Consider the following 22,565-nt stretch of genomic DNA (forward strand, 5'->3'; position numbering starts at 1 on the left):
GCCAGCTTGCTGATGTCTTTGCGCCGCCCCGCGAATGGCGCCGCGCGCAACTAGCAGAGCGAAGACCAAAAACGTTCATCCTGAACGATGAGAGAGAGAGAGAGAGAGAGAGAGAGAGAGAGAGAGAGTCCATGACATCCGCGGTGCCCGGTTCAGCAACGAAGGTTGGGTTGGCAGCTTACGACCCGGCAAGTACAAGTTCCTGGCCTTTCCAGCCAGAGGACAGTTCACCGCTGGCATGGTGGCGGAGGCTCCCGTCACAGGCGTTCGGCGAACCCGAGCGCCTTCACCTCCGCGCAACGCTCGAGCAGATCAACGTGCTGCATGCCGAACTCGACCTTATGGCCGCGCTAAAGGGCGACGCGGCCGCCGCCATCGAGGTCACGTTCACGCTCATGCCGATGAGCGAAATCACGCTGAGGACCGACATCGCGATGACGGCGCTCCTGCGGTGCGCCCTGGAGCGCAACGCGGCCGCATCCTTGGTTCTGGCTCAGGTCACGGGCTTGACCGACCTCGGCCATCCCTATGCCAACGAGCTCGCAACCGCATGGCTCGCCTATGGCTGGCTATGCTCAGAAAATCCCCGCGAGTTCAGCAATGCGGCGGCCGTGCTGCTGACCGCTTTCCAGGATCGTGCGCGGGAGCAAGATGAATGAATATCCAGATCTTGTCCGACCTCCATGGCGACGTGCATCCGGTCAAGCCCATTACGATCGCGCCCGGCGTTAACCTTGTGATCGTCGCCGGCGATACCTGCGAAGGCGCGATCCGCGCCTTCGAGTACCTCCGTCGCATCGTGCCGATGCACATCCCGATCGCGATGGTGCTCGGCAACCACGAATACTACCGCCACTGCGTTCTCGAAGAAATCGCGTCCGCCCGTTCGCAGGCGGCCTCCTTCAACATCTATCTGCTGGAGAACGCGACCGTGATCTTGGCCGGCCGGCACGGCGAACGAGCGATTCGCGTGGTCGGTGCCACGTTCTGGACGGACTATCTCGGTTTCGGCAAAGCCAATCAGTCCGGGGTGATGAACACCTGCGCGATCGGCATGAATGATCACCGCCTGATCACCTGGCGGAAGCAGCCGTGGCGCCGGTTCAGGCCCCAGGAAGCAGCCTTATTACACCGTCAATCTGAGGCGTACCTCGCTGATTGTTTGGCGACACCATTTGACGGCAGCACCGTGGTCGTCACTCACCACGCAGTGCACTGGAAATCTGTGCACCCGAAATTTAAGAGCGATCCCCTCACCGCTGCCTTCGTTTCCGACCAGAGTGCGCTGATCGAGCGCTTTCAGCCGACGCTGTGGGTCCATGGCCACGTCCACAATTCGTCGGACTACCACGTCGGCGAGACGCGGATCGTATGCAACCCTCACGGCTACGGGTCCGAGAACCCGGCCTTCGACGGCGCGATGGTGGTGGAGATCGAATGAGCAACCCCGGCGATGATGGCGACGATTTCGAGCTGCCGGCGGTCGCACGCGATGATGTGTTGACCGGCGCCGCAGCCGATTCGGCGGATTCTGAGAAGCACCTGAAAAACCTGCCCCGTATTCTGCGCTACGCCAAGCTTCTCGGAGACCACGCCAGGCACGTCGAACAACGCCTGATTGCGGAGATCGACGAGCTCTGCCCGGATCTCGCGCTGAACACCGCTTGGGCGGTTGCGCAGGATGTTGACACTGGGCTTGCGCTTGCCACCGAACTCGATCGTCGCGCGGCGGAATATAACGACCCGAACCTGCGCAGCTTGTCAGATTGTGTACGGTTGCTTTGTTTACCCGCGACGCGAGGGGGGCTTCACTTCCAGCAATATTTTCGCGTTGCCAAGGCCCTGCTGCTGTCCTTCGAGATCATTCGCGACCGCGACGAACAACTGTGTTGCGAAATGGAGCGGTTCGCCTTTGGCTGGGCGGCGCTGCCCGGTTGCGCTCACATATCAGTAGGCCACGCCTCCGCCGCGGAAAATGCGCTCATGCTCGGCTCGCGCATGGTGGAACATCGCATTGCTGCTGCCCGGCAGGAAGCCATTCAGGCGCAGGAGGAAAAACTGCACTTGACGGAAGAGGCCGAGCAGGAAACAGCCGAGATCTCAGGCCGGACCCCGACCGCGGAAGATAACCAACCGTCTGATCGTCTGATCGTCGCTCGCCTGAGTGCCGACGAGATGAAGAACTATCGACTGAAGGAAATTCTCGGCTCGCTGAAGAACGTCGTGAACGTGCCGCTGCCGCTCGTCATGGTGCCGCCGCTGCACGAGGTGCGCAGCAAACTGCTGCTCGAGTGTCCCTACGCAGGGCGCGTCATCGACTTGATCCTATCTGATCTTGTTGGCCGGCGCATCGTTCAGCTCCGTCCGATGATCCTGGTCGGGGAACCAGGCGGAGGTAAAACGCGATTCGTTCGAAGCTTGGGCCAAGCTCTCAATCTATACGTGTGGCGCACTGATTGCTCTCGGGGAGACGCGGCATTCGGCGGTACTGACCGTCGCTGGCACTCCGCTGAGCCCTGTCATCCTCTTCTCGCGGTGGCCCGAAGCAGGACGGCCAGCCCATTGGTGCTTCTGGACGAGCTGGAAAAAGCGCCCTCCAGCTCGACCTCAAATGCAGGCCGGCTGTGGGACTGCTTGTTGAGCTTCACCGAGGCCGAAACGAGCGCGCGCCATTTCGATCCTGCACTACAGGTCAACCTGGATCTTTCCCGAATCTCTTTCGTCGCGACCGCCAACAGCCTGGACCCGCTGCCGGGCCCGATTCGCGATCGCTTCTTGGTCGTGACGTTCCCCAAGCCGGGCGCCGAGGACTTGGATGCCTTATTGCCGGCCGTGATGGTGGATCTCATCAAAGAGCGCGGGCTCGATCAACGCTGGATACGGCCGCTCGACGAGAACGAACACGTCGCGGTCGCCAAGCTGTGGCAGGGCGGCTCTATGCGGCGGTTGCGCCGCATTGTCGAGATCATCCTGCGCGAACGCGATCTCAGTGCCACGAGGAATTAGTATGAGCCGAGAGCCCCACGAGAAGCCCGCCTCGTTCCGAGCATCGCCGCTACCACGGTGGCCGCGATTGCCGGGGATAACGCCGGCAGAGATTCCGGCTGATGCTGGAAACAAGGATACACTCACACTTCACCATCAAAGGACCAATCGCGTGAGCGACCCCCAGATCACCTGCACCAAGTGCGGAACTGAGATCAAGCTGACGGAATCCCTTGCGGCTCCCCTGATCGTCGCCGCGCGCGAGCAGTTCGAGGCGCAGCTCGCGGCCAAGGAGGCCGCGTTCAGCCGCCGCGAAGCACAGCTGCGTCAGTCTGAAGACGATCTCGCTAAGCTCCGTGAAACCGTCGACGACCAGATCGCGGCCAAGATGACGCTTGAACGCGACGCCATCGCGGAGGCGGAGGCCAAGAGGGCCCGCTTGGCCCTCGCTGATGATCTTGGTCAACGGGACCGGCAGCTTGCCGACCTGCAACAACTGCTTGCCGCAAACGATGCCAAACTGATCGAAGCTCAGCGGACGCAGGCTGAGATGCTCCGCAAGGAGCGTGAACTCGACGTCGCCAAGCGCGAGGTCGAACTCTCGGTCGAGAAAAAGGTGCAGGAGAACCTGGCTGCGGTGCGCGACAAGGCGCGGCTCGAAGCCGAAGACGCACTCAAGTCAAAGGTCGCCGAAAACGAGGCCCAACTCGCGGGCATGCAGCGACAAATCGAAGACCTCCGTCGAAAGGCCGATCAGGGTTCGCAGCAGCTGCAGGGTGAGGCGCTCGAAGTAGAGCTCGAATCCCTGCTCCGGAATCGCTTCCACAGCGACCTGATCGAGCCGGTGCCGAAGGGCGAGCTCGGCGGCGACGTGGTGCACGGCGTAGTCTCCGCCGGCGGCCAGCGCTGCGGCACCATTCTTTGGGAATCGAAGCGGACGAAGACCTGGAACCCGGCCTGGCTCGGCAAATTGCGGGATGACCAACGCGCCGCGAAGGCGGAGCTGGCGCTGATCGTCTCGACCGTTCTTCCCAAAGGCGTCGAGGGCTTCGACCTGGTCGAGAATGTCTGGGTGGCAGAGCCCCGCTTTGCAATTCCGCTGGCTGTCGCACTCCGGCAGTTGCTGATCGACGTCGCCACAAGCCGCCAGGCCCAGACTGGTCAGCAGACCAAGACCGAGATCGTGTACAGCTACCTGACCGGGCCGCGCTTTCGTCACCGCATCGAGGCCATTGTCGAAAAGTTCACCGACATGCAGAAGGACCTCGACCGCGAGCGCGCCACCATGTCGCGCCTCTGGGCCAAGCGCGAGGAGCAGCTCAGGGGCGTGCTGGAATCCACCGCCGGCCTCTACGGCGACATCCAGGGCATCGCCGGTCGCGCCATGCAGGAGATCGAGTGCCTGGACGTGCTGATGATCGAGGCGAAGGGCGAGGCTGCTGAGTAGGTATCAGGAGGAATTCGCACGTCGAATGTTATGGAACAGTCTGAGCAACCGATAAGCCTATTGCGTATTTGTTGGCAAATCAGCAAAAGCTGACTGCATTCGTTATGCTGTTGATCAACAATAACATCGGTGAATTCTATTGCTGATACTCTATGGACGCTGCCCACGCTCAAAGGCCTGGTAGGTGTCCATCAGCTCCGGTTCTTCGTCAGATTCTTCCGAGCGGGAGGGCCCATGCTTCGGGTAGATCAACAACGAAATCGTCATGTTGTGCGAGTCCGCAAACACCACAGACTCGAGCACGCCTTCGCGTAGATTCCAGATGCCGGCGGGGTGCCGTAGCTCGGTAACCCCTGTCGCCGAACCAAGGCCCGCCAAAGATTGACTGGGAACAGCGATCGTTTCTTTTTTGGCGCTGAAATACACTCCTGATTTGTAGAGAGGCTCACTGCCCCATGCCCAGTCGATAAAGCCGTCCTTACTGACGACAATCATTGCGCGGCGATCGGTCATTTTCAGCCAGTTCAACACGACCGCGGTCAGCGACACCTCGTAGCGATCCTTCAGAGCCTCAAATTGCGCCAGCGTTGGCGCCAAGAACGGCTTGGTCTGGTCGCGGAAATCATCCGGCGGCATGAGAACCATCGCTGCGAACTGGTTAGCCTCCGCTTCCATCTTCGCGTACGCCGAATCCCACGCATACATGTCATGCTGACTGCAAAACAGCGGCTTTTTGATCAGGCTGCGATGAATGAGGTAGTGACCAAACTCGTGGGCCATCGTGAAGTTTTTCCGCCCCTTCGACGAATGGCCGGAGTCGTAGAACAGCCCCCACCCGCTCCGATCCTCTTTAGGAACGAGTGCGCCTTCCCACTTGCCGCGGCAGTTTTCACCCCGCACTTCGAGGATCGGATCCTGCGGGAAGGCTTCCCGGGAGTAGTGAAGAGCTACTTCCTCGATCCTGACCGGAAAGCGGGGCTCATTTAAGAGCTGCTTGCCGGCACGGACATAGAGCGAGATCCTCGCCGCCCAGCCATCCCAGGTGGTTGGCATCTTCATTTTTTTTTGGCCCACGTCTCGATCATGTCCATCACCCTGCCCTTAGTGTCGTCGTCGAGGCGATTGAACTTCCGGAAGAACACTTCTTTCTCGGCATCGTCGTCAAAAGTCGCTTTGTCGTCGACGAGATAGTCGGTCGTGGTGTCCAACACGCGCGCGATGTCGATCAGCTTTTCCGCCGACGGTCGACGCTCGTCGCGGTTTTCGAGCTCCCACAAATAGCTTTTGCTCGCGCCGCTAAGGGTTGCGAGCTGATCGAGCGAGTACCCCTTCTTGTTGCGCAGCCGCTTTAGTTTTTGAGCAAGTGTCGGCATGTGGCGAGATTCCCTTGAGCCATGAGCATCTTACGCATGTTCGATATGCCGCACAACGGCGTACTTGACTTGTGGATCATTTTGATGTTCGATATACCGAACGAAAAGGTAGCATTGGAGCGATTTATGCCCCGCAAAGGCCCCGAAACACACCATGTCGTCCCTGATCCGGACGGCGGCTGGAATGTCCGGCGCGGCGGCAGCGACCGAGGCAGCAGCCACCATGACACTAAGCACGAAGCGATCGACGCCGGCCGCGAGGTGAGCCGCAACCAGGGCACCGAATTCCGCATCCACAACCGCGACGGCCGCATCGTAAGCAGCGACAGCCACGGCGGCGATCCGAACCCGCCGAAGGGCTAACGCTGGAGGCAGTGCCCAATTCATCGACGCCGACTCGCCGCATTCTCTGCATCGACGGCGGCGGAATCATGGGCACCTACCCTGCCGCCTTCCTGGCTGCGCTTGAAGAAGATCTCGGCCATCCGATCGGCCAGTGCTTCGACATGATCGCCGGCACCTCGACGGGCGGCATCCTCGCCCTCGGTTTGGGGCTTGGACATTCAGCTGCCGAGCTGCGCGATCTGTACGTCGACCGCGGCCCGACGATCTTCGGCAGCACCAACGGCGTGCGCGGCCGGATTATAAAGGCGTACCGCAGCGTCCGCCGCCTGTTCGGCTCGAAGCACAACGCCGATTACCTGCGCGCCGAGCTGCAGACCGTGCTGCAAGATAAGCGCATCGGCGACGCGACGACGCGCCTCGTCATCCCGGCCTGGGATCCGCACCATCGCAGCGTCTACATTTTCAAGACCGCGCACCACCAGCGTCTCAAGACCGATTATAAGCGACTGGCGATCGATGCCGCAATGGCGACCGCGGCCGCGCCAACGTTCTTCCGTCAGCACCGGATGCCGGACAACACGGGCCTGCTCGACGGCGGCGTCTGGTGCAACAACCCGGTCGCAGTCGCTGTGGTCGAGGCGATCACCCTCTTAGGGTGGCCCGCCGATAGCCTGCAGATCTTGAGCCTCGGCTGCGTCAACGAAGTCTACACCTTGCCCGAATCACCCGGCATAGCTTCGATCATGTCCAATCTGACCCGTCTCTTCGTGTCTGGACAATCGCACAGCGCGCTCGGCATGGCGAAACTGCTGACCGGCCACGAGTACGAGCGTGAGGCGATCTTCCGTGTTTGCCCCGACGCACCGGCCGGCTTCTTCCAGTTAGACGACACCAGCAAGATCACGCAGCTCTGCGGCATGGGTGCCTCTGCCGCACGGCGTGAGCGGCCCCGTCTTGAACGGGCTTTCCTGCACAGCCGCGCAGAACCCTTCGTGCCCATCTACGCGTTGAACGAGGAGACCCGACATGCACGCGCCGTATAGCCAATCCGCGTTCGGCCACTTCCAGATGCGCAAGGCCGCAACTTGGGAGATCCTCGAGGAGATCTGTCAGGGACTCGAGCCGACCGACACGCAGTACGAGCAGTCCAAGATCAGCTACGAGACCGTCGCCGCTTGGTTGAGCGTGTCGGACAACCCGATCCTCAAGAACATTTCGCTGTACGCCCACGGCTCAAGCGCCCTTGGCACCACAATCCGCCCGATCGGCCGCGAAGACTTCGATGTCGACACCATCTGCCGGGTCCACAACCTCACCGAAGCTACCTCCCCGTCGGTGCTGAAGCAGATCATCGGCAACCGGCTGCGCGAACACGTCCTGTACCGGACGATGCTGGAGGAGAAGAAGCGGTGCTGGCGCCTCAACTACGAGCGGGCCTTCCACCTCGACATCTCACCGACCATCCTCAACCCCCGTTGCAGCAAAGGCGGCGAGCTGGTGCCCGACAAATCAGTGAAAACATGGAAGCCGACTAACCCGCTCGGTTACAAGGCGCTGTTCGAGCGGCGTTGCCAGCTCCAGCCGCGCCTCAAGTTCACCAAGTCGATCGCCGCCGATAGCGGCATCCGGGCCGACATCGAGGCGTTCCCGAACCGCAAGAAGCGCAAGGGGATCCTCCGGCGCATCGTGCAGCTGCTCAAGCGGCATCGCGACATCATGTTCCGGCACGTCGAAGCGGACATCGCGCCGATCTCGATCATCATCACCACGCTGGCGGCCCAGTCTTACGAGTTCTGCGTCGCGTCGTTCGCGTTCGAGAGCGAGCTGGACGTTCTGATCGACGTCATTCGCCTGATGCCGCACTTCATCGAGCGCCCCGTGGTGCACGGACGGACGATCTACTCGGTGCCCAACGAGACCACCCAGGGCGAGAACTTCGCCGAGCGTTGGAACAGCGAGCCCCAGCGTGCCAAGGCCTTCTTTGACTGGCACGCCCGCGCTCTGCGTGATTTCGAGTACCTTGCCACGCTTGAGGGCGTGGATGTGATCACCAAGAGCCTCTCCTCTACCCTTGGCGACGGCGCGATCCGCAAAGTCATGGACTCGCACACCGAATCGATCTCCTTGGCGCGCGCGGCGACTAGACTGTTCGTCGCACCCGCGATCGGACTGTCGCTGTCCAACACCGCCGGCGCCGTGGAAGTGCCGCGCAACACCCACTTCGGAGATCCGCCGCGATGAGGGGCACGGCGCTAACTCCAGCGCAACACTACCTGTTCTTGAGGCACAATCCCATCTGCGCCGGCCACGGCAGGCTGAACGCCATCGGCCTGACGTGGACATACCGCGTTCGCCCGACACTGCTTAGCCGCGAGTACGAGGTTTGCATCACCTTTCGTCCAGACGACTCGCCGCGAGTGTTCGTGGTCTCGCCAAGCCTCACCGAGCTCGCCGGCGGCCGCAAGCTCCCGCACGTCTATCACGATCCTCTGCGCCTGTGCCTCTACCTCCCCGGTTCCGGCGAGTGGGAAGCCCACATGCGGATCGACAAGACCTTCGTGCCGTGGACGGCGACATGGCTTTACTATTTCGAAGAGTGGCTCGAATCCGATGACTGGAAAGGTGGCGGCGAGCACCCAGCGCCGGGAGAAGCCGAAACCTACAATCGCCGATCACGTCGAAGCTTTCGTTGCTGACGATTGCTTGCTTAGGTCTCGAATCCAAAGTGATCTCTAACCACAGGTAACAAATGGCAAAGAACATCGTCATCTTTTCTGACGGTACCGGCCAGGATGGCGGCGTTCGTCCCGAGCAACGCATCAGCAATGTCTACAAAATGTATCGGGCGTCGCGGGTGCATCCCGACAACGCTATCGATCCCAAAGAGCAAGTGGTGTTTTACGACCCCGGGCTGGGCACCGATATCGGCGCCAGCGGGCTGCTCAGCATTCTGCGCAAGATCGACAAGCTGATGCAATCGGTCACGGGACGCGGCATCACGCGCAACATGGCCGATTGCTACGAGTTCATTATCAACCACTATGAGCCGGGCGACCGCATTTATCTGATCGGATTTAGTCGTGGCGCTTACACAGTACGCGCTCTCGCAAACACGATCATGCTCTGTGGCGTACCTACAAGGGTCGGCGACAAACCACTGCTTAGATTTCGCAAAAGCGGAGCGGGACGAACAGGCACGTCGCTTTCGTGAGAAGTATGGCTCTGACTTCGTTGGCCAGGACGAAGACAAGAGTAGATCCAACGCAGCAGCATACTTCGTCGGCGTATACGATACGGTCGCGGCGCTCGGCGCTACGGGCTTTCGTCGGTTTCTGATCAGCGCGGGACTTACTACGTTGTTCGCAATTCCGGCGGCGGCGATTTGTTATGGCCTGGCAGCGACTATTTCGCACTTTGCTTACAGGTACGGGTACACCGTCGATTACTTAGGCTCGACTTGGAAGGTGTCAGGAGCATTCGTTCTGTCGGCGATCTGTTGGTTCTTGTATCGCCAGCGCGCCCAGTACACGAAAACAATCCACAACTACCCGACACATGGCGAGAGCCGCTCTCATCAAGCTGAGTGGCGGTCCGCCAATTTCGATCGTCTTCTTTCAAAGTACGTGCTTGCGGCACGATCGGCCAACGCTATCGACGAAAAGCGCAAAGATTTTGATAGAGTTGCGTGGGGTCAAAAAGAGAGCACAAACCTTCGCCAGCGTTGGTTTGCCGGCAACCATTCAGATGTTGGCGGCAGCTATCCCGAAACTGAATCACGCCTTTCCGATATTTCACTGCAGTGGATGCTGGAGAAGATTCTCGAACTGGAGAATCCGATCAAGTTTGGCCCGGTGTTAGTCAACGGCAAGCAATTGAATCAAACCGGCACGCAAGGTACGCCGCTGTTTCTTTATCCAGACGTGACGGCCATGCAGCATAGCGAGATTGCGGGGACACGAGACACTATCGACGCTCTGCGCGAAAGGTTGCCGAAGACGTTTCGTTGGTTGTTTGCCAATGCGAACTACGAAATGATCAAGCGGTCGATACTGCCGAACGCCAAAATTCACTCGACGGTAATGGACCGATTCAAGCTCGACACTGTGATTGACCCCGCGAACGATACTATCGGTAGTTATCGACCGGAGGCTCTTCGAAAACACGAAGACTTCAAAGACTTCTATCCGCCGGAAACTCCAGCGAATACACCGCCTTCCGGAAAGAACGAGGAGGTAGCTCCTCAATTAGCCTCGTCATCGGCTTCCGGTGCGCAATCAGCGTAGCGAGTAATCTCCGCAAATGTTGCTTAGTTGGCTGCCTTATCCCGAGGGGGAGACTCGAACACTCATAAAGTCTTGCTCAAAAGAAGGACTCCCGATTCCTCCGGGCCGCGAGCGAAGATCGGGTCGAAACCAACTGCCAAGGTCGGGCGGCAGTCGTGATCGAACCAGTCTCCGCCGAAAATCTCTGCAAAACGGGAATTTCCGCCGACAGGGCCGGAGACTTTCGGCGATTCCCGCCCCATGACAGGCGAACCTGGAGTCCGGAGACAAACCCGAATGCGCGAAAAGCCCGGATTTCCGCGCTATTCTCACGTCTCTTGGGGAGCCGGCCGAAACGCAGGACTGGCTGGCTGGGGACGCAGGTATCGAACCGCGAAGTGCCCATTGATAGCGCCACACGACGGAACAATCGATCAACGTTTCTGCCGCCCTACCTGTCGCGGCCTTGATGCCATCGCCTCAAAATCCAGCCCTTCGAACATCGACCAGTCGATCTCCTTGGGCAGTTCGAAATTTGCCAGCTCCTGGCACTGCTTCCGGCGCAACTCGGCCCGCGTGCCGTAACCGGCATGAGGATCGCTCGCGCGGTGGCCCATCTGAAGGCGGGTCGTCGTGGTGTCGACATCCTCCTCGATGAGCAGGTCCTTGCCGCCATGCCGCAGCGACTGGCCGACTTCGATATTCATGCCGGCGGCGCCGCCGCGCCTCAGGAGCTTGTTGATACGATCCGAGGCGGTGTCGGAGGGATCCTTGCAGGTCTGCAGCAAGCGAAAAAGGAAATTGTCGCCCTGCTCGATCGCCCATCCACAAAGCCCCATTGCGGAAGGCGTTGTGCAGAACGAAGAAGCGAAGGCTTTCATCGGTCTTGTACGGAATGCGCCGATAGATGCCGTCCGTCTTGTCGAACACGATCCCGTTGAGGCGGATAATGTCCACGCCGTGCTTCGTCCCGAAATCGCTGCCGCGGATCCAGGGCAGGATGCCGATCCGGCGCGTCGACAGCAAGCACAACGGACCGAGCATGGCGTCATCCAGATAGCCCGAGCCGCGCCGAGCCGGAACACGCGGTTCAGCGTCTCATAGTCGATGCTCTCACGCTTGACCGAGGGCTTGGCATTGTCCGGCCAGCGCACACGAAAACCCTGGAAGGGGTCACGCAAACGATGAAGGCCGGTTGCGGCATGGATGATGGCGCGCACGATCTGCACGTATCCATCCTGCATCGTCTTCAGCGCGATGGGCTCGTAGCAACGATCCTTCTTGTTCTTCGCGATCGCAGCGGGAATGCCCATCGCGAGCAGTTCTGCGGTCTGATCGCCTTTCTGCGAGAATTGCAGCGGCAGGTACTGCAACTCGTTGACATAATTCTGCAGGTCGATCGGCATGTACGCATTGAGGGGCCGGTCGCCCACCAGGGTCTTGAACACATGGGTGCGCCAGCGTGCCGTGCTGATCGTGCCGTCGGACGCGCCACCGTTCTTGCGGATCGTGATGTATTCGTCCTCGATCTGGCTGAAGAGCGGAGACGGCCCGACGGCCTCGGCCTGTGCGGGAAGTGGGGCGGGTGGATCGGGCTGCACGATGCGACGATCCACCACTTCCGAAACAGCCGAGTGGATCGCGGCGGGCTGGTGGATCGTTGCGCCCTGCTGCAGAAGCGCGAGCTGCCGATCGGCGACCTCCGCCAGCTTGCCGATGGCTTCCGCCAGGGGGTTCGCGGACCTGGGGCAGCCCTTCGCCGGCGCGCCAGCGATCCCAAACGTCCTTGCGGAGCAGGTCGGCGCGCGCAGTCACGGTGGGGTGGCCTGAGTCTCCCTTCTTGACCTCCTGCTCCATGGCGACCGCCTCCTGGATGGCGGCGAGGTCGCGCATGGTGGCCGGCGAGAACACCGGGGCCGGCGCCGGGCTCTCCAGCCTCGCCGCGGCCTCGTTGAGGAAGGCCATCATGTTGGCAAAAAACTCCTCGGGGCTGTCGCCCTTTGGAAAGCCGACCTCGCTCGGCGGAAATTCGCTGTACGCGTGACCTTCCAAGTGTCGCCTCCATTCGCCGAACCCGGCCTGAGCCAGGATCCCCAGCCACGCGGCTCGGCGGTGCGCCTCCCTCTTAGGCAGCACGCCGAGCCTCACCCGGATAGGAGCGCACGGGATGCCGTCACCCGCAAGATCGCGGGGCGGTCGGATCTGGAAGAAATACATGGAAAGCCGGCGAACAACATAGGTCGGCGCGCCTCGCCGGCGGCTACTGCGGCCGGTCGTCCGGGCGGCGTGATCGTGGACTACTTGATGGACTACCTCGGGCGATACACGCTTCGGCACTTGCACACTCACGCAGGCCGGGAACGCGATTTTTCAAGGTTTTCTGCAGGAAGAAAGTGGCGGATAGGAATTGAAAACTGGCGGAGAGGGAGGGATTCCCGACCAAGAACCGCGGACACCCCGAAAATCCGTAAAATAGGCATTCCCGAAAGAGGCCGGCTAAGGTTCCGCCACCACCGATGTGTACCCCAGAGATGCCGCACGAGAATTAACAGTCAGATCATTCCCAGCTTGGAGAGCGCCAAGGTGCAACAATCCTATGTAGGGAGCCGCAACAATTGCTCCTGCTGCAAGTCTTTGACGGACTTTCGCGGGGGATCACGCTCCAATAATAATCTCTCTTGATTGAAGCGCAGGATCTTCTTCGCTCGTTTAATTCCATCGCGAGCCTTGCCGTACCTTTCAGTAGCCGTGCGACTGCTGGCATGATTTACGATGACCGCGATCTCCGAATTGGAGAAACCGCTCCGCTTCATGCATGCGATCGCGAAATGCCGAAAAGTGTAGGTACAAACCCGTTCGATCCGGACCGCCTCGGACGCCGTTGCAAGACGCTCGTTCATCGCGCTTCGAACGTGCCACAATCCACCATATCTCTCCTCCCATTTTTCGATTTCCGCGATCCATTGATCGAGCCGGTCGATCAGCCGTTTCGGGTAAGCGCTGATGTCGACCTCGCAGGTGTCCGTCAAACCGCGTCCGTTGGTATGTTTTTCAGCGCGAGCACGCAGGAAATTTCCCTCCCGCCGGAGCGTAACGATTTCGCCGGGCCGCCAGCCGAGACGCGAGGCCACCAGAATATATCCAGCGATCCACAGCGAAAACCCGTCGGCCTGGTCGCGAAAATATTGAACGAGGGCACGCAATTCCCGCACCGGAATCGATTTACGAGGTGCTTTCCGCTCCTTTTTCTTGGCGGCGACTTTCTTTTGGTGCGCCTTCGCCTTGGCCTCTTTGGACTTCTTGGCCTTCTTGATCGACTGAGGCCGATCATTTTTCAGACGCCAGAGCAGCGATTTTTCCGGCTCCGGGTGGTCGCTGATGAGATCCATCCTTACAAACATCTCCACGCGCTGGCTTAGAGCGGCGGCGATACCCCGGATATAGCTATCCGACCACCTGCCATCGCTCTTCAAAAACCAGTCGGCGCACATAGTTACGCGGCTCTCATAGGGCGCGTGGCAGACGTCGGCCGGGTGCTCCCGGCAGTATTGGCCGAGGAACTTGGTGGCGTCGATCTCGTATCGGGCGATCGTTTCATCGCTCCGGACAGGCTCGGTAAACATGGGTCACCTCCGCGTTGGTCGATGCGTTGACCAACGAGACACGTCCCGGCCGCAAGAGGCAAGCTGACGAGAGACGAAGCGTCTCTTGAAACCGGCCGCGGCGGTGCAGACATCTGGGTCACGGGCCATAAGGCCCGCATCACCTAGCGAAAGGAGAAGTTAAATGCCCCCGATGCAGGGCTATACGGCCTCGGTCGAGGCCGCGAGGCAGGCGCTCGAGGTCGCGCAAACCGCGTTGCCGCGGGATGTGGGACAGGCGGTCATGGCGGCCGGGTGGGCGTTCCTGTGCGACCGCCGCGATGTGAACGCGCTGATCGATCACGTCACGTCGGAAGCCGAAAGGGGCACTTCGTTAGCAAGCTGCACGGTGCCGCCGACAAGGCTAGGCAGCAGCAGCCGCAGCGCGGTCGCCCGCCCAAGGCTAACAGCGACGCGACCCACAAGCACGTTAGCGGCGACGAGAACTCGATCGCCGCGTCGACCATCTAACGGATTAACGTTAGAAACCCGATCGGCCTTGTGGCCATTGCTGAGGGGTTCGCGCGCCTGTATCATTGCTACATCCCTCATGCGCAACAGCGATCAGGCAAGTTCGAGGAATTTCAGGGATTTATCGGGAGTTTGGTAGCGGGAGAGCGCTACCTACGTTACCCCCGACCGTTTTCGGCCGAGTTCTTGGTCTCCGTGGCCTAAGGGTTGTCGGGAGCTGGTGAGCCCTTCCTTTCCCCTTGTGGGAGAGTGATGAGCCTTAAAAACACAACAATATCAATGCGTCGGCGCGTTGGTGTCAAGCGGGTGTAAAAGACAGATTCTTTTGCAAATGCGCGTTAGATCGCGGGCCAAGTCTTGCCCGACAGGTAGCTCTCGTGGGCTTGGTCCACCGACTCGATGCGTGTGCCGAGGTCGCCCAATTGTTGGCGCAACTGATCGAACGCGGCCTCACCTCCAATAAAGATCAGAAACTCTGCCACTGCGGAGAGCGCGAGATGTCCGAGCGCGAAGAGCGGCTGCGGGCGCGGCCGACCCCAGTCGAAGTTCGGCGTAAACGCACCGGCTTCATCCGTTTCCAAGTGGAATTGATACGGGTCGTGCCAAGAGCCGTGCACGTTGTGGGACATGCCTCCGAAGACGGCCAGATACGGCTGCTCCAACCCGACAGCCGCCGCCTTCCGACGCAGGTCTTTGCCGCCCCAAGGTGCTCGGTCCTTAAGATCAACGCTGTCGAGCATGACACCGGCCATCCGCGCGGCCCGATCAATAGAATTGAGCATGCGCTGCTCGATGTGAAGGACTTCTCCGCCGCGCTCTCGGATGTTGGCTTGGATTGTGTCGTGCAGCCTGCGCTCGTGCTTCAGCGAATGACGGACGAAGGAGTTAACGAGTTCTGGGGAGAAGTCCGCGATCAAATAGCGGACATTGACGATGGTCTCGAACGCCAGTCGGCTCAGGATCGTGCTGGTCTCCATCCTTTTCTGTACGGTCTGGTCGAGGAACGCAGAGAGCAACTTGGAAAGCCGCACCATGTTGCCGCCGACCGCAGCCTGATCGCGTGTCCATGCCGGTGCCGGTCCGAGAACACATGCCGCCACGCTGACGTAGGATGTCACCTCTCGCAACAGCTCCGACGCGAGGACCATGAAGTCCCATTCGCGTGTGAAGGCGGCAATTGCGACCGGGTCTACGGTCACCTGCTCGACAGCGGGGAATGGTCCTTTTGTTGCGGTCATGATGTTCGGGCCAAGGCTTAGCGCGCCATTCGATGATACTGCTTTAAGATCGCAGCCCGGACACGCCACGCGAGATTCCGCAGGCCTCCAGCACGTTCCAAGCCGCGTCATTTTCGTCCGGCAGCGCGACGGCCGCGCGGGTCAATTCGCGGACGGCCTCGACAGGCGGCAACCATGAGTGCCACAGGCGATCTCTGATCGCATCGAATTTGGTCTGCTCTTCCTTATTCAGCGGACTAGCTTGCGGGTATTCATAGTGCCGCTTGTTCAGTGCCTGATAGAGTTCGATCTCGGCATCGGAAAGCACGCCGAAATAGCAATCATCGGCGATGCGTCCGCCCTCGTCGATCAGGTAGCGGTGCGGAAGGATGTTGAAGAGGCGACCGTCTTCGACGATGCACACCACGAAGCGATGTTCGCCAGCGGTCACGTAGGGCAGCGACGCAAAGTCAGCGTTCAGCGCACGAAAGCTCATCCAGTCTTGCCAAGCGATGCGATCCGTAGCGTGAGCCCGGTCGGGGTTAGCAGAAAAGAAAAAAGAGGGCCGAAGCCCTCTTTTAACGTCAGTACCGACGATAGCCCCGATGGTATCCGTAGCCGCGACGTACATAGGGTCGGCGGACCACGTAGGCCCCTCGCCGATACACAGGCCTTGTGCGAACGCAGCCGCGCGAACCGCAAACCACTGCAACATTCTCGATGTTGGAGGACTGGAACTGTCCCAAAGGGGCGAGCGGCATTGCTGAAGCGGCTCCGGGCGAAAGCACTGAGCCACCTAAGGCGGCCAATGCGAAAAGTGCGTATCTGAATTTCATCTAGTTTCTCCCGTTGACTGTAGTCTCCGCAGGCAGCGTAGAGGTTCCTCTCTGAACAAGGGATGACCGCGACGACCGGGGAGTGCGAGCATGATCTGAACACGGAGAGTTCCCAATCAAGCCGTAACAGCAGTAGGAGGCAGCTCACACTCTCGAAGACGCTTGGTCGCACAGATTGGCATGTCGGATGTCCGGGTGCATGCTCTTGCAGCCAATTCGTTTTCGGCTTCCGTTCTCATGGCACGGGGCGGCTGGCCTGTTTCCGAACCTAGCCGCCCGGTTGATCGAGGGACCGGGTTTCATTTTTGGAACAAAAGGACGGTCTGCGTGTTTCGAGCATTGTTGCTGGGGAACCTGCAGAGATGCTTACGATCATGGCAACGTTAGCCGCGCCTGTCGTGGTGCTCACGATATTGATAATCCTCGCCTGTGAGATCAGGGACGTCTGGGATCGAAACCGCATCGAGTAGTAAGACCGCCTCAGTGGGCCGGGACCGCTACAACCCGTTGCCCGGGAAGGACCATATCAGGGGATTGGCCATGGGCATCGAGCGCATGCACTCGGCAAATACTGGCGGGCTCGCGCGGAGGAGTTTCGCGCCAAGGCAGACAACTGCGAGTATCCCGAAACGCGAGATGCGCTTCGCAGTGTTGCCAAGAACTACGACGACCTCGCGCGAAGCGCTGAGCAAATCGGACGCACGGCTGAAGCTCGCCTAGTGGCTGAGGAATATGCGAACGATCAACGCGGGCTACAGCAGAAACTCCGCCACAAGCTGAATTAAGTCCGCCTCAGTTGGCCGCCTCTGTCCACACCCACGACCAGCAGTAGCTCGGCGCCGTTCCGAACTGATTTCCGCCGCCCAAATTTCGGGATGCGCAAAGCGCAGCCATCAGGAAGGTCGTGCAGCTCCACGCCCGCGCAGTGTTATTGCAGCTCCAGCACGTCGCCGCTTGCAACGCGCTGCACCAGGTGGATGGCCGCATGGCGCGATGGCTCTTGCAGCTTCACGACCGCGTTCCCAATGACTTTCTTCCGGTGACGCAGGAGGCGCTTGCGCAGTTGCTTGGGGTGCGGCGGACGACAGTGACTCTGACGATGAGCAAGCTGCGCCAGGCCGGAGCCGTCCCGTCCGACCCGGCGCGGATTTGTAGAGATGATCCTCGGGCGCGGCTCGAGAGAGTCGCATGCGATTGCTACGCGCTCATGCAGCGCAAGATCGATCGGATGTACTGCCAGGAATTGTCCGAGCCGCAGCCTACCCATGCTCCGTTCGGGCAAAGCGCCATCGTCGCCTCCGGCGGAGCGGGTGAATCCAGAGCCGTTTCGCGGGCGGGAAAATAGAAAACCATCGCGCCCTACGAAGTCTGAAGGCGGACTTACGCTGCGAACGGTCTGGCACGATGATCGCGGCTTCGTGTCTTCAAGACCGGACATGCCAGTTCGCCTTAGGTAGTCGGCCAAGGCCCAATGGTGGACCTCACCGTCCACCTCCTTCAGGGGGGTCGACGTCTTTCGTTGATGAGCCGTCTGATGGCGGCTACTGCCCGAACAACAGGCGGCGGCAAGCGCCCCCTTCGCACTGGAATGACGAACATAGAGCACGTTGAGCAGCAGCCAGATGGCGACCGCGATCAAAAAGAACTTCATGAAAAAGGCCCGGCTAAATCCGGCACAGGAAACTAGTAAGGCTACGACATCGGGCTCGCGCCGCGAAATGCTGATTTCGACTCTGATGAGGGAGCTACGGGACTTGGGCAGCCTGAAACTCATGGTCGCACTTCGTGACCGGACCCATTAACATAGTTTATTTTATTTAATTTAGTTGAGGGGATTTAATCTTTCCGCCAGCCGCGGGGAGAACGCCATGCCTGACGAAGACGATGACCGCCGCGAATTTCTGAAGACCTGCGGAAAGTTCGCTGCCGTGACACCTCCAGCCATCACGCTACTGCTATCGACCTCCCTCACTTCCGATGCGATCGCGCACTCTGGTGCGGGGGCCGTCCACCATGATCACCATGAGCACCACCACGGTAACAATGGCTGGGGCAATGGTGGCGGCGATGGCAGTCCCAACGGCAAGGACGATAGAGGCCGCTGAGCCGCCGGGCCTCCGGAAGGAGACACAGTGCAGCCGCGACCTAGACTGGCATTTTGCTTGAGGAAACGGGCCGCCATCCTTGAAGTCGACGAGCAGGCTTCGTTATGGCTAAGCGCTCGAAACCTCCTATTTATCGATAATTTGCCAGCGTGGCGGCGGACGGCTTTGATCGTAGGATGCGCAAACCTGCCCGCCACGAAACCGCAACTTGCCTGGCGGGCGCCCCGGTGAAGATCACGCTGGGCGAGATGCGCGCGGCCGGCGTTCGTGGTCTCATCGTCTTCTGTCTGCACAATGCCAGCCACAACGTCATCTGGGCCGCGATATCGTCGACCAGTAGCCTGACGAGGTAAGGCTCTCCGATCTCGAGCCGCGCTTCGTCTGCAAGGCATGCGGAAAGCGCGGCGTCAGGCCAGGCGGCGAGCCCCACCGTAGCCCCGCTGTCGTGCTGCCGGCACGAAGAGAGTATAAGGCCGCCTGAGTTGGCGGCTTCTCACGGCGTCAATCGTCTTGCTTCTCTGAGGTGATCTGACCAGTCCGTGGATCGGCATGGAAATCCATCTTCTTGCCGTCCTTTATGCCCTCACCCTCCCATCGGCCATCATCGGCTTCCAGCTTCGTAACCTGCGAATAGCCAGATTGCTTAACTTTTGCCATGACCTGGTCCATCGGCATCCAATCTGGCCCCGGCTGATCAGCATGGGCGAATGGCGGGGCTAACAAGATCGAGGCCAAAGCAGCGGCGGCGAATTTGCGCATAGTGATCTCCTATCTGGATCACCTCCAACGAGGCGAGCGGATATTCGTTGCCTCATAGTTTGCTGCAAAAAGTGGCCGTGCCCAGTTCGGCCTCTGCTGGGCGGAACCAATCTGCTGTGTGTCTTTTTGCACAAAATACGGAACGGATACCGCTCTCGCGAGTCATTCCGCATTCGGGCCTGGGAGATAGCGGCGTGCCGTCAGCAGAATACTATTTGCGACAAGCTGAGGTCGCATCAAGGATGGCCCTCACAGAGGGCCTTCATCGAAGCGAATGCTAGCCGGCCCTTTGCGGTCCAACTGGCGCTTCCACTACGTGGAGTTGCTTGAGCATGGCGTGCCTGACCCCCGCCGAGAAGATCGAGCAGAGCTATGACGACGCCATGATCGCGCTGGCCGACTATCTCACGCGCGACTGCGATGCCGGGACCACCGTCGACCGGCTGCTCCGCATCCTCGATCGCGACAGGCTCCGAGATGCCATGACCGAGGTTTTGGTCAATGAACGGGTGCATCCAAGGCCGAGAGCGGATGTGCCGGAATAGGCGGAGCGGCCACGCGGCTTACCGGCTGAAGCGGAACAAATAGCACACCTATGGTTCCGGTGGATCTGACCTACGCTGGTGCGAGAGCCGATGTGCCTCCTCGTTCTGGACCTGTTCAAGCAAATCGAGGGTGGCGGCAAGGCCAGCGTAGGTTCGGGACACGTTTAAAAGCAGGTTGGCGACCCGCTTTGTCGTACCTTCAATGTTGGCGAGTGCTCGATATTCAGCCGCGAGTTTGCGGCACTCTTCAGAGCTTTGCCGTGCTGCCCTGATCATCCGCACCCGCCCACATGTCCCAAGCGCATGCTTACCGATTTGGATTTCTCAGTGCACGTCAAATCCGACTAAAGAGCTACATACGAAGGTTTAGACGCTGCGACTTGCGGCCGACCGAACAATGATTTGGGCGCGGGTGTCCGCATGGGCGAAGAGCTGAAATCCGAAGTGAATGAGCACCGCAAGCGACTGCTGCGGGTCAAAAGCGTCAGTCTAGCACTCCGCTGCAAACTTCCGGTCTACCGCTCTGAGCCGACATGTAGCGGCACCGCCCCAACGGTAGCGATGGGCCATCTCCGGAAGTGCACATGCGTGAAGCCACTCTCCTGCGTTCGCGTCTAGTCCTATTCTAGTGCTTCTAAAGCCGACGATCCGTTCGTCGTGTGTTTTCAGGGCGGACTAGATTCCGTTGATCCAGATCAAGGGTTTTCCTTAACCCAGGAGCCCAATATGCTCTCCCTCGGGGCTGGGACACGGATATGATGGCGCAGCCGACAGTCGTGATCGTGGTTGATGACGATCCGGGCCTACTGAAGAGCGTGGCGCGGCTGTTAGCGCACCACGGCATCGAGAGCCGTACCTTCCCCTCGGCCGAGGCGTTGCTTGAGAGCGACAGCGTGCAGACGGCAACCTGCTTGCTGCTTGACATTCACCTCGGGGGAATTTCGGGACTCAAGCTGCAGCGCCGACTTGCGGCATCGGGATCGAAGTGGCCGGTCATCTTCATGACCGCGAGCGACGATGAGGTCACGCGCAAAGAGGCGATGGACGCCGGGTGCATCGCCTATTTGCGCAAGCCGTTCGCATGTCAGGTCTTGCTGGATGCCATCGAGAAAGCTGTGGCCTAACCGGCGCGGCGCAACAAGAGCACGCGGGGTCGTGACGTCCGAGTCGGGTCACAAGCCGCCGAACTGGCGCCCGGCTGCAAACTTCCGGTCTGCCCTTGTGAGCCGACATGCAGCGACAGCGCCCCAACGGAAGCGATGGGCCAGGAACGGACTCGTGCACCGCAGCAGTTTCTATTCCATCACCTCGTCGGCGCGGGCAGTCATTGGACCGAAAAACGGAAATGCAAGGTGTACCGGAAAAGGCTGTTTTCAAAGCTCCGAAGTAAACTTCAAAACAGCTTGATTGAAAGCCTTTGGGTTCTCAGCGGTCATTGCGTGACCCGCGTAAGGAATAATGACCGGCGGCTCGAAATTGCCCCGATTTTGCATCTCGGAGATCAAAACACCATACAGTGGCGGCGATTTCTCGCCATTTATCATAAGGACGGGGAAATTGAAATTCCGCAAATCTTCGTCTGTGGTGAGAGGAAGTGGATCATCGACGATCGCGGTCCGAATATTCTGAAGAAACTCTTTCTGCCGTCCCGCTGACAAACTCTGCCAAAAGTCCGGACCGACCAAGCGATGCATGAAGCGGGCCGTGCCGCCCTCAACATCTCCATTGGCTACATCTTTCCGCAACTCAGCAAACAAGTTTGATCGGAAGGCCGTCGCCTTTAAATTCGCTTCCGTTTCAGGAAGCTCAAGCCTGACACCTGCATCCGCCAGAATGAGGGTTCGGATGAGGTCAGGATATTTTTTCGCCACTTCGATAGCAACTGCACCGCCGCGAGAAACGCCCAACAAGTGGACCGGACCAAGATTCAGCTTTTCTACGAAGGCGCCCACATCGTCGGCGTGCTGGGCGAATGAGAAATCGTTTCCCACGCCGTCCCACAGTTCAGGGAAATAGTGCCTGAGGCTTACGTTCAGAACTCGATGTTGTTTGGAAAACGGTTCGATCTGATCCGGCCAAATTCGATAATCACAAAACGATCCATGGACCAGGACAAGCGGCGGGCCAGCTCCACGATCTTGATAGGCCATGGGATATCCATTGACCTCGATCCATTTTACATCAGCAGGGATCGGCCACTTCGGCGGTAGATAAGACATCAAAGAAGCTCCAGCATGGTCCGTCGATAGTCGGAAATCGTATCACTTTGGGGTCGAGCAGAATACCAACTGCCCTGAGTCCGTTTAGGTCAAAGGCTGCCCTCTCCAGCCAGTATGACCTTGGTCGGGTCAGTTGCGCGAAGCGGACATCCCCGCGCTCTGGGCTTGAGGTCAGCCAGGGCCACAATTGGACATCGGGTGAAAGCTGCTCAGCTTTTTACGGCGCAGTCGGCGACCCCGGATTAAATTCAGGTGACCGCCGCGAACAGGCGCATCGGCTCGGCAAGCCCCTTAAGCTCGGCCGGTCCCTGATCGACGAACTTGAGGCCAGCACCTGCCACTAGGTCTCGTACAGTGCTT

26 protein-coding genes are annotated in these 22,565 nt (G+C 59.8%); 17 read left to right on the forward strand and 9 right to left on the reverse strand.

Features of this window, described 5'->3' with window-relative positions:
• The first annotated feature begins 131 nt into the window (after positions 1 to 131).
• The 4 genes from IVB42_RS30945 to IVB42_RS30960 all read left to right on the forward strand — a co-directional run bounded on the left by IVB42_RS30945 (position 132) and on the right by IVB42_RS30960 (position 4,432).
• Positions 132 to 659: a hypothetical protein gene (locus IVB42_RS30945; RefSeq protein ID WP_247393514.1), complete on the forward strand. Its 528-nt coding sequence runs from the start codon at positions 132 to 134 to the stop codon at positions 657 to 659.
• Positions 656 to 1,441, forward strand: a complete 786-nt coding sequence (locus IVB42_RS30950; RefSeq protein ID WP_247393516.1) for a metallophosphoesterase — start codon at positions 656 to 658, stop codon at positions 1,439 to 1,441. The genes IVB42_RS30945 and IVB42_RS30950 overlap by 4 nt, the downstream gene beginning before the upstream one ends.
• Positions 1,438 to 3,006, forward strand: coding sequence for an AAA family ATPase (locus IVB42_RS30955; protein WP_247471666.1), 1,569 nt, complete (start codon positions 1,438 to 1,440; stop codon positions 3,004 to 3,006). Before IVB42_RS30950 ends, IVB42_RS30955 begins: the two co-directional genes overlap by 4 nt.
• A gap of 151 nt (positions 3,007 to 3,157) precedes the next feature.
• Positions 3,158 to 4,432, forward strand: coding sequence for a DUF2130 domain-containing protein (locus tag IVB42_RS30960; protein ID WP_247471668.1), 1,275 nt, complete (start codon positions 3,158 to 3,160; stop codon positions 4,430 to 4,432).
• A 150-nt stretch (positions 4,433 to 4,582) separates the two neighbouring features.
• Here the strand turns inward: IVB42_RS30960 and IVB42_RS30965 are convergent, their stop codons facing one another.
• Together IVB42_RS30965 and IVB42_RS30970 are read right to left on the reverse strand one after the other, a co-directional pair.
• A complete protein-coding gene (locus tag IVB42_RS30965) occupies positions 4,583 to 5,506 on the reverse strand; it encodes an ImmA/IrrE family metallo-endopeptidase (RefSeq protein ID WP_247393522.1) in 924 nt (307 codons plus the stop codon).
• Positions 5,488 to 5,805 (reverse strand): helix-turn-helix transcriptional regulator, encoded by a 318-nt coding sequence (locus tag IVB42_RS30970; protein ID WP_247393524.1) that lies wholly within the window; start codon positions 5,803 to 5,805, stop codon positions 5,488 to 5,490. The genes IVB42_RS30965 and IVB42_RS30970 overlap by 19 nt, the downstream gene beginning before the upstream one ends.
• A gap of 126 nt (positions 5,806 to 5,931) precedes the next feature.
• On the opposite strand from IVB42_RS30970, the gene IVB42_RS30975 reads away from it, so the two are divergent.
• The 6 genes from IVB42_RS30975 to IVB42_RS42385 all read left to right on the forward strand — a co-directional run bounded on the left by IVB42_RS30975 (position 5,932) and on the right by IVB42_RS42385 (position 10,433).
• Positions 5,932 to 6,168: a DUF2188 domain-containing protein gene (locus IVB42_RS30975; protein WP_247393571.1), complete on the forward strand. Its 237-nt coding sequence runs from the start codon at positions 5,932 to 5,934 to the stop codon at positions 6,166 to 6,168.
• Between the two features lie 11 nt (positions 6,169 to 6,179).
• Complete coding sequence (locus tag IVB42_RS30980) at positions 6,180 to 7,193, forward strand: CBASS cGAMP-activated phospholipase (RefSeq protein ID WP_247471671.1); 1,014 nt, start codon at positions 6,180 to 6,182, stop codon at positions 7,191 to 7,193.
• Positions 7,177 to 8,391 (forward strand): nucleotidyltransferase, encoded by a 1,215-nt coding sequence (locus IVB42_RS30985; RefSeq protein ID WP_247393528.1) that lies wholly within the window; start codon positions 7,177 to 7,179, stop codon positions 8,389 to 8,391. The genes IVB42_RS30980 and IVB42_RS30985 overlap by 17 nt, the downstream gene beginning before the upstream one ends.
• Complete coding sequence (locus IVB42_RS30990) at positions 8,388 to 8,846, forward strand: hypothetical protein (RefSeq protein WP_247393530.1); 459 nt, start codon at positions 8,388 to 8,390, stop codon at positions 8,844 to 8,846. The genes IVB42_RS30985 and IVB42_RS30990 overlap by 4 nt, the downstream gene beginning before the upstream one ends.
• A 53-nt stretch (positions 8,847 to 8,899) precedes the next feature.
• Positions 8,900 to 9,361, forward strand: coding sequence for a DUF2235 domain-containing protein (locus IVB42_RS42380; protein WP_346732237.1), 462 nt, complete (start codon positions 8,900 to 8,902; stop codon positions 9,359 to 9,361).
• A gap of 145 nt (positions 9,362 to 9,506) precedes the next feature.
• Positions 9,507 to 10,433: a DUF2235 domain-containing protein gene (locus IVB42_RS42385; protein WP_346732238.1), complete on the forward strand. Its 927-nt coding sequence runs from the start codon at positions 9,507 to 9,509 to the stop codon at positions 10,431 to 10,433.
• Positions 10,434 to 10,846: 413 nt separating this feature from the next.
• Here IVB42_RS42385 and IVB42_RS31000 read toward each other — a convergent pair whose 3' ends face one another.
• Positions 10,847 to 12,028, reverse strand: coding sequence for a hypothetical protein (locus IVB42_RS31000; protein ID WP_247471676.1), 1,182 nt, complete (start codon positions 12,026 to 12,028; stop codon positions 10,847 to 10,849).
• 224 nt (positions 12,029 to 12,252) lie between these two features.
• Between IVB42_RS31000 and IVB42_RS31005 the strand changes: the two genes are divergently transcribed.
• Complete coding sequence (locus tag IVB42_RS31005; protein ID WP_247393539.1) at positions 12,253 to 12,456, forward strand: hypothetical protein; 204 nt, start codon at positions 12,253 to 12,255, stop codon at positions 12,454 to 12,456.
• Between the two features lie 550 nt (positions 12,457 to 13,006).
• Here IVB42_RS31005 and IVB42_RS31010 read toward each other — a convergent pair.
• The 4 genes from IVB42_RS31010 to IVB42_RS31025 form a co-directional block, all read right to left on the reverse strand.
• Positions 13,007 to 14,035 carry a hypothetical protein gene (locus IVB42_RS31010; protein ID WP_247393542.1) on the reverse strand — a complete coding sequence of 343 codons (1,029 nt, stop codon included), beginning with the start codon at positions 14,033 to 14,035 and terminating at the stop codon, positions 13,007 to 13,009.
• A gap of 318 nt (positions 14,036 to 14,353) precedes the next feature.
• On the reverse strand, positions 14,354 to 14,590 hold the full coding sequence (locus IVB42_RS31015; RefSeq protein WP_247393544.1) for a hypothetical protein: 237 nt from the start codon (positions 14,588 to 14,590) through the stop codon (positions 14,354 to 14,356).
• Positions 14,591 to 14,862: 272 nt separating this feature from the next.
• Positions 14,863 to 15,762, reverse strand: coding sequence for a DUF5677 domain-containing protein (locus tag IVB42_RS31020; RefSeq protein ID WP_247471679.1), 900 nt, complete (start codon positions 15,760 to 15,762; stop codon positions 14,863 to 14,865).
• Between the two features lie 43 nt (positions 15,763 to 15,805).
• Positions 15,806 to 16,456, reverse strand: coding sequence for a hypothetical protein (locus IVB42_RS31025; RefSeq protein ID WP_247393549.1), 651 nt, complete (start codon positions 16,454 to 16,456; stop codon positions 15,806 to 15,808).
• Positions 16,457 to 17,562: 1,106 nt separating this feature from the next.
• Here IVB42_RS31025 and IVB42_RS31030 point away from each other — a divergent pair.
• From IVB42_RS31030 to IVB42_RS31045, 4 genes are all read left to right on the forward strand, one after another.
• The gene (locus tag IVB42_RS31030) at positions 17,563 to 17,922 is read left to right on the forward strand and encodes a helix-turn-helix domain-containing protein (protein ID WP_247393573.1); all 360 of its coding nucleotides are present in this window, start codon (positions 17,563 to 17,565) and stop codon (positions 17,920 to 17,922) included.
• A 189-nt stretch (positions 17,923 to 18,111) separates the two neighbouring features.
• Positions 18,112 to 18,264, forward strand: a complete 153-nt coding sequence (locus IVB42_RS31035) for a hypothetical protein (protein WP_247393552.1) — start codon at positions 18,112 to 18,114, stop codon at positions 18,262 to 18,264.
• Positions 18,265 to 18,445: 181 nt separating this feature from the next.
• Positions 18,446 to 18,682 carry a hypothetical protein gene (locus IVB42_RS31040; RefSeq protein WP_247393555.1) on the forward strand — a complete coding sequence of 79 codons (237 nt, stop codon included), beginning with the start codon at positions 18,446 to 18,448 and terminating at the stop codon, positions 18,680 to 18,682.
• Positions 18,683 to 18,858: 176 nt separating this feature from the next.
• On the forward strand, positions 18,859 to 19,035 hold the full coding sequence (locus IVB42_RS31045; protein WP_247393558.1) for a hypothetical protein: 177 nt from the start codon (positions 18,859 to 18,861) through the stop codon (positions 19,033 to 19,035).
• 148 nt (positions 19,036 to 19,183) lie between these two features.
• Here the strand turns inward: IVB42_RS31045 and IVB42_RS31050 are convergent, their stop codons facing one another.
• Positions 19,184 to 19,441, reverse strand: a complete 258-nt coding sequence (locus IVB42_RS31050; RefSeq protein WP_247393561.1) for a PepSY domain-containing protein — start codon at positions 19,439 to 19,441, stop codon at positions 19,184 to 19,186.
• A gap of 332 nt (positions 19,442 to 19,773) precedes the next feature.
• Here IVB42_RS31050 and IVB42_RS31055 point away from each other — a divergent pair, with 332 nt between their 5' ends.
• Together IVB42_RS31055 and IVB42_RS31060 are read left to right on the forward strand one after the other, a co-directional pair.
• Positions 19,774 to 19,986: a hypothetical protein gene (locus tag IVB42_RS31055; RefSeq protein ID WP_247393564.1), complete on the forward strand. Its 213-nt coding sequence runs from the start codon at positions 19,774 to 19,776 to the stop codon at positions 19,984 to 19,986.
• Positions 19,987 to 20,741: 755 nt separating this feature from the next.
• The gene (locus IVB42_RS31060) at positions 20,742 to 21,110 is read left to right on the forward strand and encodes a response regulator (RefSeq protein WP_247393567.1); all 369 of its coding nucleotides are present in this window, start codon (positions 20,742 to 20,744) and stop codon (positions 21,108 to 21,110) included.
• 249 nt (positions 21,111 to 21,359) lie between these two features.
• Here IVB42_RS31060 and IVB42_RS31065 read toward each other — a convergent pair whose 3' ends face one another.
• Positions 21,360 to 22,205, reverse strand: coding sequence for an alpha/beta hydrolase (locus IVB42_RS31065; RefSeq protein WP_247393569.1), 846 nt, complete (start codon positions 22,203 to 22,205; stop codon positions 21,360 to 21,362).
• Positions 22,206 to 22,565: the final 360 nt, after the last annotated feature.

This window comes from Bradyrhizobium sp. 45 (genome assembly GCF_023073155.1).
GTDB classification, from domain to species: Bacteria; Pseudomonadota; Alphaproteobacteria; order Rhizobiales; family Xanthobacteraceae; genus Bradyrhizobium; species Bradyrhizobium canariense_D.

What these genes read in the sequence shown, in the direction of transcription:
- IVB42_RS30950 (WP_247393516.1), top strand. Translation starts at nt 656, where the DNA reads ATGAATATCCAGATCTTGTCCGACCTCCATGGCGACGTGCATCCGGTC.
- IVB42_RS30975 (WP_247393571.1), top strand. Translation starts at nt 5,932, where the DNA reads ATGCCCCGCAAAGGCCCCGAAACACACCATGTCGTCCCTGATCCGGAC.
- IVB42_RS31045 (WP_247393558.1), top strand. Translation starts at nt 18,859, where the DNA reads ATGCGCAAACCTGCCCGCCACGAAACCGCAACTTGCCTGGCGGGCGCC.
- IVB42_RS31050 (WP_247393561.1), bottom strand. Translation starts at nt 19,441, where the DNA reads ATGCGCAAATTCGCCGCCGCTGCTTTGGCCTCGATCTTGTTAGCCCCG.
- IVB42_RS31030 (WP_247393573.1), top strand. Translation starts at nt 17,563, where the DNA reads ATGGCGCGATGGCTCTTGCAGCTTCACGACCGCGTTCCCAATGACTTT.
- IVB42_RS30945 (WP_247393514.1), top strand. Translation starts at nt 132, where the DNA reads ATGACATCCGCGGTGCCCGGTTCAGCAACGAAGGTTGGGTTGGCAGCT.
- IVB42_RS31010 (WP_247393542.1), bottom strand. Translation starts at nt 14,035, where the DNA reads ATGTTTACCGAGCCTGTCCGGAGCGATGAAACGATCGCCCGATACGAG.
- IVB42_RS30990 (WP_247393530.1), top strand. Translation starts at nt 8,388, where the DNA reads ATGAGGGGCACGGCGCTAACTCCAGCGCAACACTACCTGTTCTTGAGG.
- IVB42_RS31060 (WP_247393567.1), top strand. Translation starts at nt 20,742, where the DNA reads ATGATGGCGCAGCCGACAGTCGTGATCGTGGTTGATGACGATCCGGGC.
- IVB42_RS31020 (WP_247471679.1), bottom strand. Translation starts at nt 15,762, where the DNA reads ATGACCGCAACAAAAGGACCATTCCCCGCTGTCGAGCAGGTGACCGTA.
- IVB42_RS42380 (WP_346732237.1), top strand. Translation starts at nt 8,900, where the DNA reads ATGGCAAAGAACATCGTCATCTTTTCTGACGGTACCGGCCAGGATGGC.
- IVB42_RS31025 (WP_247393549.1), bottom strand. Translation starts at nt 16,456, where the DNA reads ATGTTGCAGTGGTTTGCGGTTCGCGCGGCTGCGTTCGCACAAGGCCTG.
- IVB42_RS31055 (WP_247393564.1), top strand. Translation starts at nt 19,774, where the DNA reads ATGGCGTGCCTGACCCCCGCCGAGAAGATCGAGCAGAGCTATGACGAC.
- IVB42_RS31065 (WP_247393569.1), bottom strand. Translation starts at nt 22,205, where the DNA reads ATGTCTTATCTACCGCCGAAGTGGCCGATCCCTGCTGATGTAAAATGG.
- IVB42_RS31015 (WP_247393544.1), bottom strand. Translation starts at nt 14,590, where the DNA reads ATGATACAGGCGCGCGAACCCCTCAGCAATGGCCACAAGGCCGATCGG.
- IVB42_RS30955 (WP_247471666.1), top strand. Translation starts at nt 1,438, where the DNA reads ATGAGCAACCCCGGCGATGATGGCGACGATTTCGAGCTGCCGGCGGTC.
- IVB42_RS30970 (WP_247393524.1), bottom strand. Translation starts at nt 5,805, where the DNA reads ATGCCGACACTTGCTCAAAAACTAAAGCGGCTGCGCAACAAGAAGGGG.
- IVB42_RS31035 (WP_247393552.1), top strand. Translation starts at nt 18,112, where the DNA reads ATGGCGGCTACTGCCCGAACAACAGGCGGCGGCAAGCGCCCCCTTCGC.
- IVB42_RS31040 (WP_247393555.1), top strand. Translation starts at nt 18,446, where the DNA reads ATGCCTGACGAAGACGATGACCGCCGCGAATTTCTGAAGACCTGCGGA.
- IVB42_RS30985 (WP_247393528.1), top strand. Translation starts at nt 7,177, where the DNA reads ATGCACGCGCCGTATAGCCAATCCGCGTTCGGCCACTTCCAGATGCGC.